The sequence below is a fragment of the Paenibacillus sp. BJ-4 genome (assembly GCF_020404765.1).
In the GTDB taxonomy this organism is placed as follows: Bacteria; Bacillota; Bacilli; order Paenibacillales; family Paenibacillaceae; genus Paenibacillus.
Genome location: NZ_JAIVEM010000044.1, coordinates 171,198 through 185,619, shown reverse-complemented (window position 1 = coordinate 185,619; position 14,422 = coordinate 171,198). Strand labels below are relative to the sequence as shown.

The 14,422-nt window shown below is 45.7% G+C and carries 15 protein-coding genes and 1 other RNA gene; 13 read left to right on the top strand and 3 right to left on the bottom strand.

Annotated elements, in window-relative coordinates:
* Positions 1–31: 31 nt before the first annotated feature.
* The 9 genes from gap to ssrA all read left to right on the top strand — a co-directional run bounded on the left by gap (position 32) and on the right by ssrA (position 10,813).
* Positions 32–1,042, top strand: coding sequence for a type I glyceraldehyde-3-phosphate dehydrogenase (gene gap / locus LCF57_RS09190; RefSeq protein WP_025717839.1), 1,011 nt, complete (start codon positions 32–34; stop codon positions 1,040–1,042).
* 122 nt (positions 1,043–1,164) lie between these two features.
* The gene (locus LCF57_RS09185) at positions 1,165–2,346 is read left to right on the top strand and encodes a phosphoglycerate kinase (RefSeq protein WP_226000416.1); all 1,182 of its coding nucleotides are present in this window, start codon (positions 1,165–1,167) and stop codon (positions 2,344–2,346) included.
* Positions 2,347–2,404: 58 nt separating this feature from the next.
* Positions 2,405–3,157, top strand: a complete 753-nt coding sequence (tpiA, locus tag LCF57_RS09180; protein WP_013308264.1) for a triose-phosphate isomerase — start codon at positions 2,405–2,407, stop codon at positions 3,155–3,157.
* Between the two features lies 1 nt (position 3,158).
* Positions 3,159–4,703, top strand: coding sequence for a 2,3-bisphosphoglycerate-independent phosphoglycerate mutase (gene gpmI, locus LCF57_RS09175; protein WP_226000415.1), 1,545 nt, complete (start codon positions 3,159–3,161; stop codon positions 4,701–4,703).
* Between the two features lie 63 nt (positions 4,704–4,766).
* On the top strand, positions 4,767–6,053 hold the full coding sequence (eno, locus tag LCF57_RS09170) for a phosphopyruvate hydratase (RefSeq protein WP_226000414.1): 1,287 nt from the start codon (positions 4,767–4,769) through the stop codon (positions 6,051–6,053).
* 360 nt (positions 6,054–6,413) lie between these two features.
* Positions 6,414–6,647: a preprotein translocase subunit SecG gene (gene secG / locus LCF57_RS09165; protein ID WP_025717843.1), complete on the top strand. Its 234-nt coding sequence runs from the start codon at positions 6,414–6,416 to the stop codon at positions 6,645–6,647.
* A gap of 185 nt (positions 6,648–6,832) precedes the next feature.
* Complete coding sequence (gene rnr / locus LCF57_RS09160) at positions 6,833–9,436, top strand: ribonuclease R (protein WP_226000413.1); 2,604 nt, start codon at positions 6,833–6,835, stop codon at positions 9,434–9,436.
* 273 nt (positions 9,437–9,709) lie between these two features.
* Positions 9,710–10,189 carry an SsrA-binding protein SmpB gene (gene smpB / locus LCF57_RS09155; protein ID WP_013308270.1) on the top strand — a complete coding sequence of 160 codons (480 nt, stop codon included), beginning with the start codon at positions 9,710–9,712 and terminating at the stop codon, positions 10,187–10,189.
* Positions 10,190–10,448: 259 nt separating this feature from the next.
* Positions 10,449–10,813: a transfer-messenger RNA gene (ssrA, locus tag LCF57_RS09150) on the top strand.
* Here ssrA and LCF57_RS09145 read toward each other — a convergent pair.
* Entirely contained in the window at positions 10,774–11,007 is a 234-nt protein-coding gene (locus LCF57_RS09145) for a hypothetical protein (RefSeq protein ID WP_226000412.1), read from the bottom strand. The genes ssrA and LCF57_RS09145 overlap by 40 nt on opposite strands.
* Positions 11,008–11,133: 126 nt before the next feature.
* Here LCF57_RS09145 and LCF57_RS09140 point away from each other — a divergent pair, with 126 nt between their 5' ends.
* The 3 genes from LCF57_RS09140 to LCF57_RS09130 all read left to right on the top strand — a co-directional run bounded on the left by LCF57_RS09140 (position 11,134) and on the right by LCF57_RS09130 (position 12,845).
* A complete protein-coding gene (locus LCF57_RS09140) occupies positions 11,134–11,361 on the top strand; it encodes a DUF896 domain-containing protein (protein ID WP_025721379.1) in 228 nt (75 codons plus the stop codon).
* A 66-nt stretch (positions 11,362–11,427) separates the two neighbouring features.
* Positions 11,428–11,826: a DoxX family protein gene (locus tag LCF57_RS09135; protein ID WP_025721377.1), complete on the top strand. Its 399-nt coding sequence runs from the start codon at positions 11,428–11,430 to the stop codon at positions 11,824–11,826.
* 74 nt (positions 11,827–11,900) lie between these two features.
* A complete protein-coding gene (locus tag LCF57_RS09130; RefSeq protein WP_226000411.1) occupies positions 11,901–12,845 on the top strand; it encodes a ring-cleaving dioxygenase in 945 nt (314 codons plus the stop codon).
* A 449-nt stretch (positions 12,846–13,294) separates the two neighbouring features.
* Here the strand turns inward: LCF57_RS09130 and LCF57_RS09125 are convergent, their stop codons facing one another.
* A complete protein-coding gene (locus tag LCF57_RS09125) occupies positions 13,295–13,438 on the bottom strand; it encodes a winged helix-turn-helix transcriptional regulator (protein WP_226000410.1) in 144 nt (47 codons plus the stop codon).
* Between LCF57_RS09125 and LCF57_RS09120 the strand changes: the two genes are divergently transcribed.
* Complete coding sequence (locus tag LCF57_RS09120) at positions 13,420–13,557, top strand: hypothetical protein (protein ID WP_226000446.1); 138 nt, start codon at positions 13,420–13,422, stop codon at positions 13,555–13,557. The genes LCF57_RS09125 and LCF57_RS09120 overlap by 19 nt on opposite strands.
* 333 nt (positions 13,558–13,890) lie before the next feature.
* Here LCF57_RS09120 and LCF57_RS09115 read toward each other — a convergent pair whose 3' ends face one another.
* A complete protein-coding gene (locus LCF57_RS09115) occupies positions 13,891–14,364 on the bottom strand; it encodes a tautomerase family protein (protein ID WP_226000409.1) in 474 nt (157 codons plus the stop codon).
* Positions 14,365–14,422: the final 58 nt, after the last annotated feature.

Here is a 14,422-nt window from a genome sequence, read left to right as displayed (position 1 = left end):
AAACTAAACGAACTTTGGGAGGAACTCACTCATGACAGTTAAAGTTGGTATTAACGGTTTCGGACGTATTGGACGCCTTGCTTTCCGCCGTATTCAAGACGTGGAAGGTATTGAAGTAGTAGCAATCAACGACTTGACAGATTCCAAAATGCTGGCACATCTGTTGAAATATGATACAACACAAGGTACTTTCCAAGGACAAGTAGAAGTACATGACGGCTTCTTCAAAGTAAACGGTAAAGAAGTTAAAGTTTTGGCTAACCGCAACCCTGAAGAACTGCCTTGGGGAGACCTGGGTGTAGACATCGTTCTGGAATGCACAGGTTTCTTCACAACTAAAGAAGCTGCTGAGAAACATTTGAAAGGCGGCGCTAAAAAAGTTGTTATCTCCGCTCCAGCTACTGGCGACATGAAAACTGTCGTTTACAACGTTAACCATGAAATTCTGGACGGAACTGAAACTGTAATTTCCGGTGCTTCTTGCACAACAAACTGCCTGGCTCCTATGGCTAAAACGCTGCAAGACAAATTTGGTATCGTTGAAGGCTTGATGACTACAATTCACGCTTACACTGGCGACCAAAACACTTTGGATGCTCCACATGCTAAAGGTGACTTCCGTCGTGCTCGCGCAGCAGCTGAAAACATCATCCCTAACACAACTGGTGCTGCTAAAGCAATCGGTCTGGTTATCCCTGAGTTGAAAGGTAAACTGGATGGCGCGGCTCAACGTGTTCCAGTACCAACAGGTTCCCTGACTGAGCTGGTAACAGTTCTGGAGAAAACCGTAACTGCTGAAGAAATCAACGCAGCGATGAAAGAAGCTTCCGATCCTGAAACTTACGGATACACTGAAGATCAAATCGTTTCTTCTGACATCAAAGGTCTGACTTTCGGTTCTTTGTTTGATGCAACTCAAACTAAAGTCCTGACTGTTGGCGACAAACAACTGGTTAAAACTGTAGCTTGGTATGACAATGAAATGTCCTACACTGCACAATTGATCCGTACGTTGGAATACTTCGCTAAATTGGCTAAATAAGAATTCCTTATCGAGCAACATCATAGAGCGGAAACAGCAGTTATTGTTTCCGCTCTTTATATATCAAAATGTGCCTTAAATTCCTGTTTCGTAAAATTAAAAGGGTGCGGAGGAATATGGAGATGAACAAAAAGAGCGTACGTGATATAGAACTGAATGGAAAACGGGTGTTTGTTCGTGTAGATTTTAACGTTCCGGTTGAGGATGGTAAAATTACGGATGACAAGCGTATTCGTGAAACCTTGCCAACAATTAACTACCTGATTGAAAAAGGTGCAAAAGTTATCTTGGCGAGTCACTTTGGACGTCCAAAAGGTCAAGTCGTTGAATCCATGCGTCTGACTCCTGCTGGCGTGCGTTTGTCTGAACTGCTCAAAAAGCCTGTTGTTAAAGTGGACGAAGCAGTTGGTGAGGCTGTTAAAGCAAAAGTGGCTGAACTGCAAAACGGTGACGTGCTGTTGCTTGAAAATGTACGCTTCTATCCAGGAGAAGAGAAAAATGATCCTGAACTGGCAAAGCAATTTGCTGAGCTGGCTGACATTTTCGTGAATGACGCATTTGGTGCAGCGCACCGTGCTCATGCTTCCACAGAAGGTATCGCGCATCTTCTTCCGGCTGTTTCCGGCTTACTGATGGAGAAAGAATTATCTGTAATTGGTAAAGCTCTTTCAAACCCAGACCGTCCTTTTACAGCCATTATCGGCGGATCCAAAGTAAAAGACAAAATCGACGTGATCGACAACCTGCTGAACATTGCAGATAACGTAATTATTGGCGGCGGCTTGGCTTATACATTTTTTAAAGCTCAAGGTCATGAAGTGGGTCAATCTCTGTTGGATGAATCCAAACTGGACGTAGCTCTTGGATTTATCGAAAAAGCGAAGAAGCTCGGCAAAAAATTCTATCTTCCGGTAGATATCGTTATTTCTGACGATTTCAGCGCTACAGCGAACACTAACATTGTGGACATCGACGGTATTCCTGCAGATTGGGAAGGCGTGGATATCGGACCGAAAACTCGTAAAATCTATGCAGATGTTATCAAAAACTCCAAATTGGTTGTTTGGAATGGACCAATGGGTGTATTTGAAATCGAACCTTTCGCTGGCGGTACTCGTGAAGTAGCGGAAGCTTGCGCAACAACAGAAGCATACACCATCATTGGTGGCGGCGATTCTGCGGCTGCGGCTGAGAAATTCCAACTGGCTGACAAAATGGATCACATTTCCACTGGTGGCGGCGCATCTTTGGAATTTATGGAAGGCAAAGCACTTCCGGGTGTTGTTGCACTTAACGATAAGTAATCAAACGCTTAGTGCGTAATAAAGCTTTAGGGCACCTAATAGTTAGGAGTTGAAACCATTGAGAACACCGATTATCGCGGGTAACTGGAAGATGTTTAAAACCGTGCCAGAAGCTAAAACTTTCATCGAAGAGATCAAAGGTAAGGCAGAGGTTGCAGGAGTGGAAAGCGTAATTTGTGCTCCATTTACTAATCTTCCTGCTCTGGTTGAAGCAGTAAAAGGCACATCTATTAAAATCGGCGCACAAAACCTGCACTTTGCAGAAGATGGCGCATTTACAGGTGAAATCAGCGGCGGCATGCTGAAAGATTTGGGCGTAGACTACGTTGTGATCGGACACTCCGAGCGTCGTGAATATTTCAACGAAACAGACGAAACGGTAAACAAAAAGGTTCATGCGGCATTCCGTCACGGCCTGACTCCGATCGTATGTGTAGGCGAAAAGCTGGAAGACCGTGAAGCAGGTCAAACCAAAGAGGTTGTAAAAGTGCAAACTGTAGCAGCTTTCGCTGGCTTGGCTAAGGATCAGGCTGCACAAGTGGTTGTTGCCTATGAGCCAATCTGGGCAATCGGAACAGGAAAATCCTCCACTTCGCAGGATGCGAATGAAGTGATCTCCTACATCCGCAGTCTGATTAAAGAACTGTATGATGAAAATACAGCAAATGCTGTACGTATTCAGTACGGTGGCAGTGTAAAACCTGAAAATGTTACTGAGTACCTGGGTCAAAGCGATATCGACGGCGCGCTTGTTGGCGGTGCCAGTCTTCAACCGGCGTCGTACATCGCGCTTGTTGAGGGGGCGAAGTAAGATGACAGCACCAAAACCGGTAGCTTTAATTATTATGGACGGATTCGGACTGCGCGACAAAGTGGAAGGCAACGCGGTTGCACAGGCCAACAAGCCGAATTACGACCGGTATTTAAAACAGTATCCTCATGCTACGTTGACCGCTTCTGGTGAAGCGGTGGGTCTGCCAGAAGGCCAAATGGGCAACTCCGAAGTAGGTCACTTGAACATCGGCGCAGGCCGCATTGTGTATCAAGATTTGACTCGTATTTCGAAGTCCATTCGCGAGGGTGAATTCTACGATAACGAAACATTGGTTAAAGCAGTTCAGCACGCCAAGAAGAACAACACCAAGCTTCACCTGTACGGACTTCTGTCCGACGGCGGCGTGCATAGCCATATCAGCCATCTGTTCGCTATGCTGGACCTGGCAAAAAAAGAAGGATTAACAGAAGTGTACATTCATGCTTTCATGGATGGACGCGACGTTATGCCTGACAGCGGCGTAGGCTTCATGCAACAGCTGATCGCTAAAATTCAGGAAGTGGGCATTGGCCAAATTGCGACTGTACAAGGACGCTATTATGCAATGGACCGCGACAAACGTTGGGAACGTGTAGAGAAGTCCTACCGTGCAATCGTATACGGAGAAGGTCCTCAATATACTGACCCACTGGAAGCATTAAAGGAATCGTATGAAAAATCAGTGTTCGATGAATTTGTGGAGCCAACTGTTATTGTGAAGGCCGACGGAAGTCCTGTAGGGCTGGTTGAGAGCAATGACTCTGTTGTTTTCCTGAATTTCCGTCCTGACCGTGCGATCCAATTGTCTCAAGTATTTACCAATGAGGATTTCCGTGGTTTTGACCGTGGGCCGAAATGGCCTAAGGATCTGCACTTTGTTTGCTTGACCTTGTTCAGTGAAACGGTTGGAGGCTTTGTAGCCTATGAACCGAAGAACCTGGATAATACGTTTGGCGAAGTGCTGGTACAAAACAACAAAAAGCAATTGCGTATTGCTGAGACAGAAAAGTATCCGCACGTTACTTTCTTTTTCAGTGGCGGACGCGATGTCGAGCTGCCTGGCGAAACTCGTGTTTTGATCAACTCGCCTAAAGTGGCTACGTATGACCTGAAGCCTGAAATGAGTGCGTACGAGGTTGCGGATGCTGCAGTGAAGGAAATCGAAGCTGACAAGCATGACGCAATCATCCTGAACTTTGCCAATCCGGACATGGTAGGACACTCCGGCATGCTGGAGCCGACCATTAAGGCGGTAGAAACGACGGATGAATGTGTTGGACGTGTTGTCGATGCAGTTAAAGCCAAAGGCGGCGTGGTTGTTATCATTGCCGACCATGGTAACGCGGATATGGAAATTGATGAGCAGGGACGTCCGTTCACAGCTCATACAACGAATCCGGTTCCGTTCATTTTGACTGACGAAAATATCGTTTTGCGTGAGCATGGAATTCTGGCTGACGTAGCTCCAACGCTTCTGGATTTAATGCAACTTCCGCAACCTGCGGAAATGACAGGAAAATCTATGATTGCATCCCGCAAGTAAGCTTGATTTAATAAGTATAGGCTTGACCAATAAATTATGATTCACAAAGGAGATTAAGTACAAATGACTATTATTTCTGACGTGTACGCTCGCGAAGTCCTCGACTCCCGTGGTAACCCTACGGTTGAAGTTGAAGTATATCTGGAATCCGGTGCTATCGGTAGTGCCATCGTTCCTTCCGGTGCCTCTACTGGTGCTCACGAAGCTGTAGAGCTTCGCGATAACGACAAATCCCGTTACCTGGGCAAAGGTGTTCTTCAAGCCGTTAAAAACGTGAACGAAATCATCGCTCCTGAAGTAATCGGTATGGACGCTATAAACCAAGTAGAAATCGACACATTGATGATCAAATTGGATGGTACGCCAAACAAAGGTAAACTGGGTGCAAATGCCATTCTGGCTGTATCCATGGCTGTAGCTCGCGCTGCTGCTGAAGCTCTGGGCTTGCCACTGTACACTTACCTGGGCGGATTCAACGCTAAGCAATTGCCAGTACCAATGATGAACATCGTTAACGGTGGCGCTCATGCTGACAACAACGTTGACGTTCAAGAGTTCATGGTTCTGCCTGTAGGCGCTCCTACTTTCAAAGAAGCTCTGCGTATTGGTGCGGAAATCTTCCACAACCTGAAATCTGTACTGAACTCTAAAGGTTTGAACACAGCTGTTGGCGATGAAGGCGGTTTTGCTCCTAACTTCAAATCCAACGAAGAAGCTCTGTCCACTATTATCGAAGCCATCGAAAAAGCTGGTTACAAACCAGGCGTTGACGTATTCCTCGGTATGGACGTTGCTTCCACTGAGTTCTACAAAGATGGAAAATACACGCTGGAAGGCGAAGGCAAATCCTTCACTTCTGCTGAGTTCGTTGACCTGCTTGCTTCTTGGGTTGATAAATACCCAATCATCACAATCGAAGATGGTTGCTCCGAAGATGACTGGGAAGGTTGGAAATTGCTCACTGAGAAACTGGGTAGCAAAATCCAATTGGTTGGTGACGACCTGTTCGTAACGAACACAGAACGTCTGGCTAAAGGTATCGAAGAAAACATCGGTAACTCCATCCTGATCAAAGTAAACCAAATCGGTACGCTGACTGAAACATTCGACGCTATCGAATTGGCTAAACGTGCAGGATACACAGCTGTAATCTCTCACCGTTCCGGTGAATCCGAAGACAGCACAATCGCTGATATCGCTGTTGCAACAAATGCAGGCCAAATCAAAACAGGTGCTCCTTCCCGTACTGACCGTATTGCGAAGTACAACCAATTGCTCCGCATTGAGGACCAATTGGGTGAACTGGCTCAATACCACGGCCTGAAATCTTTCTACAACCTGAAAAAATAATATTGCGACAACATGCTAAAGTTGTTCTAAGCTTCGTGGTTTAAGATTACGAAGCTTGGACGCTCGAAGCTAGACGCAATGATTAAAATAGACCTGCTGCTACTGTGAGCAGGTCTATTTTTGTTATTTGTTTGTATGCATAGTGAAGATAAGTAGAAAAGCACATAGATGTATCCTTGCAAAGGCTTGGTGCGAGCCAATCGGCAAAGCTGGTTGTTATCTACTGGAAGCTGTGGTAGAATGAAAATAGTGTTTTGCGTTAATTTCCGGCTATTCATAACATGATATGGACATGTTTTCATAAAAGAGGCTGTGTTGTTTTGCAAAACAGATGTATAAGCTCAGGAGGTGGGATTTTTCATGGAAATCTTTTTGAAAGTGCTGCTCGTTGTGTTCTCGATTGCTGTTATTGCGGTTGTTTTACTGCAAAAGGGGAAAAGTGCAGGTTTGTCCGGTGCCATCTCTGGCGGTGCTGAGCATCTGTTCGGCAAGACAAAAGCTCGCGGTATGGATTTGATTTTGCAACGCGTAACTGCCGTTTTGGGTGCGTGTTTTATGATTATTGCCGTGCTGGTTGCGTTTTTTGCAAAATAAGATAAATATATACCTTAAGCCTTCGTTTCACGGGAAACGGAGGCTTTTTTGGATTTTAGGCAAGCAGGGATGCCGTCGATTAAATTCGTGTATACTAGGGTATGAGTATAAAAGAGCCTTGTAACAGGACAAGGAACATGCGGATTATTACTGAAAATTAAAGGTCGCCCGAGGTGGACAAAATTATGATAACAGAGCAACAATTACTTGATTTTATGCGCGAGACCGCATACAAGCCTATGACATACCAGGAGCTGGAGCAGCATTTTGACATTAAGGATGCAGACGATTTTCGCGAATTCCTTAAGCTCTTGAACGTATTGGAAGAAGACGGGAAAATTCTGCTGACCCGCACAAACCGTTATGGTGTTCCGGAACGGATGGATTTGCAGCGCGGGCGTTTGCAGGCTCATGCCAAGGGCTTCGCTTTTCTTATTCCAGAGGACCGGGAGCACCCGGATGTATACATTCACGCTAATGACTTAAAGAGCGCGATGAATGGAGACACGGTACTGGTAAGAGTGACATCGAAGGGACCTGCGGGTGGCCGATTGGAAGGCGAAGTCGTGCGGATCGTGAAGCGCGCTGTGCTTCAAGTGGTGGGCGTGTTTCAGAGCCACGAAGCATACGGTTTTGTTTTGCCGGATGATAAACGCATTAACCGGGATATTTTTATTCCAAAGGACAGCTTTAATGGAGCTGTAAACGGGCAAAAGGTCGTTGTGCGTATTGTGAGCTACCCGGAAGGACGGGCGGCGGCGGAAGGTGAAGTGCTGGAAGTTCTGGGTCACAAGGATGATCCAGGCGTCGACATTTTGTCAGTGATTCGCAAGCATCAGCTTCCAGAGGCATTCCCCGATGAAGTGACAGCGGAAGCGGATCAGGCTCCCGACGCGATTACGGAAGAAGAAATTGTACGTCAGGGGCGTCGCGATCTGCGTGATAAGATCATTGTTACGATTGATGGCGAAGATGCTAAGGACCTGGATGATGCGGTCAATGTTGAGCGTCTGCCGAACGGGAACTACCGTCTGGGCGTTCATATTGCCGACGTAGGGTATTATGTGCGTGAGAACTCCAAGCTGGATCAGGAAGCCTATAATCGCGGTTGTAGCGTGTATTTGGTTGACCGTGTCATTCCTATGCTTCCACACCGGCTTTCAAACGGGATTTGTTCTTTGAATCCGCAGGTGGATCGCTTGACTTTGTCCTGTGAAATGGAATTCAACGAGCATATGAAGGTTGTAAAGCATGATATTTTCACCAGTGTGATTAAAACCAAGGAACGAATGACATATACCAACGTTCGCAAGATCCTCGAAGAGGAAGATGCCGAACTGATGGAACGGTACAAGGATCTGGTAGAGGTATTCCGTACGATGAAGGAGCTGGCATTGAAGCTGCGTGCTAACCGGATGCGCCGGGGTGCGGTTGATTTCGATTTTGATGAAGCGAAAGTCATTGTGAACGATGAGGGTAAAGCTGTCGATATCGTTAAAAGAGATCGCACGATAGCCGAGCAAATTATCGAGGAATTTATGCTGGCAGCCAATGAAACCGTGGCCGAGCATTTCCACTGGCTCAAGGTGCCATTCTTATACCGGATTCATGAGGACCCGGACCCGGAGAAACTGCAAAATTTCATGGCGTTTGCGGCTAATTTTGGACATCAGATCAAAGGCCGCGGGAATTCCATTCATCCGCGTGCGCTGCAAACATTGCTGGAAGATATCGAGGGCACCAAGGAGCAGACGGTGCTTAGTACCATGATGCTGCGTTCGATGAAGCAGGCGAAGTATGATGCGGAATCGACAGGACATTTTGGACTGGCAGCGGAGTATTATTCTCATTTTACATCGCCAATTCGCCGCTATCCTGATTTAGTGATTCACCGTGTTATTCGTGAGGTATTGGAAAATGGCGGGGCTTTGACAGCTGAGCGTCAAGAATATCTGACTGCACGCATGCCTGATATTGCTCAGCAATCCTCTGAGCGTGAACGTGTGGCTGTGGATGCAGAGCGCGACACAGAGCAAATGAAAAAGGCTGAATACATGCTGGACAAGGTTGGCGAGGAGTTCGAGGGCATCATCAGCAGCGTAACCAGCTTTGGTATGTTCATCGAGTTGGACAATACGGTGGAGGGTCTAACGCGCTTGAGTGCGCTTACGGACGACTATTACCATTTTGATGAGCAGCATATGGCGTTAATCGGTGAACGCACCTCCAAGGTATTTCGTATCGGGGATGAGGTTAAGGTTCGTGTCGCCCGCGTCAACATGGAGGATTACACGATTGATTTTGAACTTGTCGATATGAAGCCGCGTCAACGCCGTGAGCGGACGGGCGGATCTGGCCAAGGCAGTGGTTTTGCACGTGGCGAGGGGCGTGGTAAAGGCCGCGAAGGACGTGACCGTAAGGGCGGCAAGGAAAAGGCTGGCAGAGAGCGTAAGGGCGGTCGTGAGACGGCTGGGAAGCCTAAAGAGGCTGACAACGGAGGTATCAACACTGCAGGTCGCACAGGCCGTGGTGGTGGAAATGGCGGCGGATCCAGTTCGGCGGGCAGCTTTGGCTTTGGCAGTGGCAAGGGCGGATACACTTCGCCAGCAACGGGTGCAAGCAAGCGGCGGAAGAAGACGTCTGCCAGCGGCATTTTTATCGGCGGCGCAGCTACACCTGGGAGTGATGCCAGACCAGGCGGTGACGGCGGCACGCGCCGCAAGCGGAAAAATAAGAGCGGCGGTGGTGGCAATAGCACCGCTGGATTTGTGAGGAAAAAGAAAAAGTAAGTTGATATAACATACTCGTTAGAAGGCTGGAGTTTTCGTACCAGTAAATGAGCTGACGGGGGCTTAGGTATAAGGCGGTTTCTGTCTGTAGTAATGGATAGAAACCGTTTGCTTTTAGTGTGATACGTGTAAGTTAGAAATGTAGAAGGCTTGACCTTTCTTGCTTTTATCATCTGAAATTTGTTACAATATATTTCTAGGTAGCTCTTTGTAGCCGGATTCTTGTGCCTGGATTTATATTTTGAATTAAGTTATTTATAAGGAGTGGTATTCATGGGTAAGAAGGCAGACGGGAAAGTGCTCGCCCAGAACAAAAAAGCTTCCCATGACTATTTTATTGAGGACACCTACGAGGCGGGCATGGTGTTAACGGGAACGGAAATTAAGTCTCTGCGGAATGGCCGCTCCAATATCAGTGATGCCTTTGCTACGATCCGTAATGGCGAAATTCATATTCACAATATGCATATCAGCCCTTTTGAACAAGGTAATCGTAATAATCCGACTGATCCGACGCGTACGCGTAAGCTGCTGTTGCATAAAGAGCAGATCCGCAAGCTTATCGGTCTGTCCAAGCAGGAAGGCTACACGATCGTGCCGTTGAAGATTTATGTGCGCAACGGTTATGCCAAGTTGTTGCTTGGACTGGGTAGAGGTAAAAAGCAGTATGATAAACGTGATGCAGCTGCTAAACGTGATGCACAGCGTGATATCCAACGCGCTCTGCGAGAGAAGCAAAAAATTGCGAGATAGGGTTGCTGTAATATTGTGTATGGTACAAATTACGTGGATAAGCTACTTGTTCCTGTAATGGTGCTATTTTATCGAGCTTAAATGGTTTCATTCCGTTTCGTTATGACATGTAATATGGTATACTAACGAAGTAGTAAGTTTTAATGAATTTTGTATTTTAACTTGGTTTGAATGTTGAATCTTAGGATTCAGCTTCCGATATTATGCATGCTTATGCTCCGGTATTTCCGGAATTATCCGTGGAGCCCTTTTATAATAAGGGGGCGTTTATGGATTCGACGGGGATAGTTCGAGCATGGGTAGCGGGTAGTGGGGACGCGTCCGCTTCATCAACGCTAAAGCCTATTAAACGGCAAACAACAAAACAACTACGCTTTCGCAGCCTAAGAAACTGTGTGCGTGCTTCTACTCTGCATCGCCCATGTGACAGGGATAGGGGCTAACAAATAGTGGGATACGCTGTCTCATCTCCGCCTGCGGTGAGCTGAAGAAGACAATCAGGCTGACCCAACGTATAGCCGGTTACGGGGCGATACTCGGGTGACATCAAAACTGTGACTACACCCGTAGAAGCTTATGTGTCGTTATCTTCGGACAGGGGTTCGACTCCCCTCGCCTCCATCGATCAAATCCACAACTTGTAGCTTAAAGATGACTTCTACGTTTTCCTTGTAGACGATCACCTTTTCTACATAGCTGCCGATGAACTTCTTGACCTCAGGAAGGTTCCGGCTGGTGATGTGGTCCTGAAAGCCAGAAAGCAGTTGTCGCAGAGCATCCTCTGTGATGGCTGCTTTTTCTTTTACCTTTGAAAGCAACTAAAGGGTTCATCTTCTTTTTTTGAATAAGTATTGACACGGATAGAAAAGTATTATATCTTTATATCAAGATAAATAAATTAAAGATAAAAACGATCAGCAAATTTTGAATATGGAGGTATACACATGCTTACAATTTTAAAAAGAATTAATCAGCTTGCCAAAAAAGCAAAAGAAGTCGGATTAACTGAAATTGAAAAAACGGAACAAATCGATCTTCGCAAAGAATACCTTCAAATCTTTCGGGGTTCTGTAAAAAGCATCCTTTTGAATGCTACTATCTATGATCCGAATGGAGATGATGTTACTCCTGAAAAACTAAAAAAAGAACAGGCCCAAATCGTTAAACAATGAATTTAATTTTATCTAATATCTTTAATTAAATAATCTTTAAACAAATATAATATGGAGAGTGATTTTATGTTGGCGAGTGGATTGTTACTGGTACGTTTGGTGGTTGGATTGTTATTGGTGGGACATGGAGCTCAGAAACTTTTTGGCTGGTTTGGTGGCTATGGTCTAAAAGGTACCGGTGGTTGGATGGAATCGGTTGGAATTAAGCCGGGAGTATTCATGGCAGTGTCCGCTGGGTTGATGGAATTGTTGGGAGGAACTCTATTTACTTTAGGACTGCTCACTCCATTGGCTGCATTGTTGATTACGGTGACTATGCTCGGAGCGATTTTCAAAGTACATGGTCAAAATGGGATCTGGGCCACAGCTGACGGCTATGAATATCCTCTAGTTCTTATTGCCGTTGTAATCGGTATTGCGTTGACAGGGGCAGGTTCATATTCCATCGATGCAATACTTAAATAAAACATGATATTTAAGCCATTAAAAATCATCAACGACAAAAAATAAAGGTTCCTACGATTAAAGGAGGGTTTCATATGTCACTTCAAACTACAGGTATACATCATATTACAGCTTTTGCCGGTAATCCGCAGGAAAATGTCGACTTCTATGCCGGCATCCTTGGACTTCGGTTATTGAAGAAAACAATCAACTTCGATGCTCCTGAGGTTTACCACTTGTACTTTGGCAACGAGGCAGGAGGCCCTGGAACCATCATTACATTTTTTCCTGCTCCAGGAACTCCCAAAGGGCGAATCGGAGGTGGCCAGGTGGGCATTACCTCATATGTAGTACCGCCAGGTTCACTTGATTTTTGGCAGCATCGTTTGCAAAGCTTTGATATTCAAGTTACGAAAACGAGCCGCTTTTCTGAACAATATCTCCAATTCGAGGATAATGAGGGCCTACGTCTTGAGCTTGTCGAACGTGAAGCGGGAGCGAACAGTACTTGGTCTTACGGTGGCATTTCGGCTGATAAAGCAATTAAGGGGTTTGGAGGTGCCGTGCTATTTAGTGTCAATCCTCAGAAAACGATGGATGTAATGGAAAGCATACTCGGATTTACAAAAATCGATGAAGACGCCGAATATGTCCGTTATCAGTCCGAAGGAGAAATCGGCAACATCGTGGATGTTCGAATCGCCAAAATGGGTTTAGGCTTTGGTGGAGCAGGCACGGTACATCACATTGCATGGCGTGCAAAAGATTTCGAGCAACATGAAGACTGGAGAAGCACTGTCCAGAATTATGGCTATCAGCCGACTCCAATCATAGACCGCCAATATTTTAATGCTATATATTTCAGAGAAGCGGGCGGCATACTATTTGAAATTGCTACAGATCCACCGGGATTTGCTAACGATGAACCTGCGGAATCTTTGGGGCAGAAATTAATGCTCCCAGAGTGGTTTGAACCGCAGCGGGCTCAAATTGAGGCGAACCTGCTTCCTATTGAAGTAAGAACATTAACGGGAAAATAAAAGTAAACGAAAAGGCTGCTGTTTTGCCTCTGAGGAAAAGTTGAAGTCACGGTGATGGGCTGCCAGGTTTAGAAAACCGGTACATGACTGCCTTCGCATTGGGAATGAAAACATACAGTTTGTAGAAGAATATGAAGATGACAAGATGATCCACTTTGACAAAATTGGTCATTGTGGGTTTTCATTATGCACCTTGGTATGGACTATAACATAGAGATGAAAGTCTGATCACGCTGGGCAGGAAGGGATGTATACTTGCATCTATTGCGCATGCCAACTATGGTTGCTCATTACCCTGAACTGTCCTTGAGATGGACTAAACTACAATGTTATTGACAGAAAAGTTATCCGTTACTTCGCTCCTACATGCTGAGCCAATCGCTTATTTAAACATTGCCAATGTCCTTCTCTGTTCACTGCAGATTAACTGTAGAACTTCTGATAATTCACTATTTTTCCACGTATCTAATTTTCGGGTGCTCCAGATGAATCTCCCCCCAATCATACATACTGCGCAATATGGGGACGAAATTTGCCCCGTGAGCTGTTAGCGAGTATTCAACACGGGGAGGGATTGGAAGAACGAAAGGCAATGCTGCTGGATGTCAATCGATTTGTCGATCGTATTTTTGATATGAGACCGGGAGAGGGAGGCAGTACGAGGAATAGCCTTTCTCTTCAAGCTTTGGAGCATGATTTGGCTAGCCATTAAGATTACGTAAACTGAAGGATGTTTCTTTGGAAAATCTTCTGAATCTGTCACTACACCCGTAGAAGTTTATGTATCATTATCTTCGGAGGGGGCTCGAATCCCCCTCGCATCCACTAACAGTAAAATGAAGAACACCCTTATGGGTGTTTTTTCGCTTGGACATACTACACTGTAAGTTATAAGCTTGTCAATGCTAAAGATATAACCTTTTGGAAGGTTCTCCTACTGGATACCGCAGACGGTTTGAGTCGTCAGTTGCCGCTTTGTAAATTGCCTTAGCTATCGACAAGATATTAATGCTCCTCCTATCTTTATTATGCCAAGTTCCACGCATTACCGTATAATATTTTGCTTGATAGCCTTCATTTTCTCCTCAGTAAAGACTCCTGAGTCCAGCAAGTCCAGAATGGAGAGCACACCGCCGCGGGAACCCCAACTGCCTTCTTCAATGACCTGGAAAGATACCCACCAAGTCGGGGAGGGTTCCGGTACACCAAGTATTTTAGTCAAACTGCCAAGAATATTCTCAAGCACTTTTTTGCGGACGTCGTTAGGCCAGTCACCATCCATCACCAGAACATTGACAGTAATTACATCACGTTCTGGCTGATCGGACAGCAATTGCCCACCAATTGCCATGTAATCTGTTGGACGTTCGGTGAAATGGACCTGGAACCCTTCTCTTGCTGGGGGACAATATTGACCTACCTCTGGAACGAGCACTGCATCCGTCAAACCTTCTGCCAAAAGACGACGCTGTTCAAGCGTTATACGGCCTGCTGGATAATTTACATTGATCATGGTCATGGTCTGATATCTCCTTATTGAGGTTTAACCAAGCGATGTCTTGGAATTCTTTATGATA

Coding starts and splice junctions, on each gene's coding strand:
- gap (WP_025717839.1), top strand. CDS start 32: ATGACAGTTAAAGTTGGTATTAACGGTTTCGGACGTATTGGACGCCTT.
- gpmI (WP_226000415.1), top strand. CDS start 3,159: ATGACAGCACCAAAACCGGTAGCTTTAATTATTATGGACGGATTCGGA.
- LCF57_RS09115 (WP_226000409.1), bottom strand. CDS start 14,364: ATGACCATGATCAATGTAAATTATCCAGCAGGCCGTATAACGCTTGAA.
- LCF57_RS09185 (WP_226000416.1), top strand. CDS start 1,165: ATGAACAAAAAGAGCGTACGTGATATAGAACTGAATGGAAAACGGGTG.
- eno (WP_226000414.1), top strand. CDS start 4,767: ATGACTATTATTTCTGACGTGTACGCTCGCGAAGTCCTCGACTCCCGT.
- secG (WP_025717843.1), top strand. CDS start 6,414: ATGGAAATCTTTTTGAAAGTGCTGCTCGTTGTGTTCTCGATTGCTGTT.
- LCF57_RS09140 (WP_025721379.1), top strand. CDS start 11,134: ATGCTTACAATTTTAAAAAGAATTAATCAGCTTGCCAAAAAAGCAAAA.
- LCF57_RS09135 (WP_025721377.1), top strand. CDS start 11,428: ATGTTGGCGAGTGGATTGTTACTGGTACGTTTGGTGGTTGGATTGTTA.
- smpB (WP_013308270.1), top strand. CDS start 9,710: ATGGGTAAGAAGGCAGACGGGAAAGTGCTCGCCCAGAACAAAAAAGCT.
- LCF57_RS09130 (WP_226000411.1), top strand. CDS start 11,901: ATGTCACTTCAAACTACAGGTATACATCATATTACAGCTTTTGCCGGT.
- rnr (WP_226000413.1), top strand. CDS start 6,833: ATGATAACAGAGCAACAATTACTTGATTTTATGCGCGAGACCGCATAC.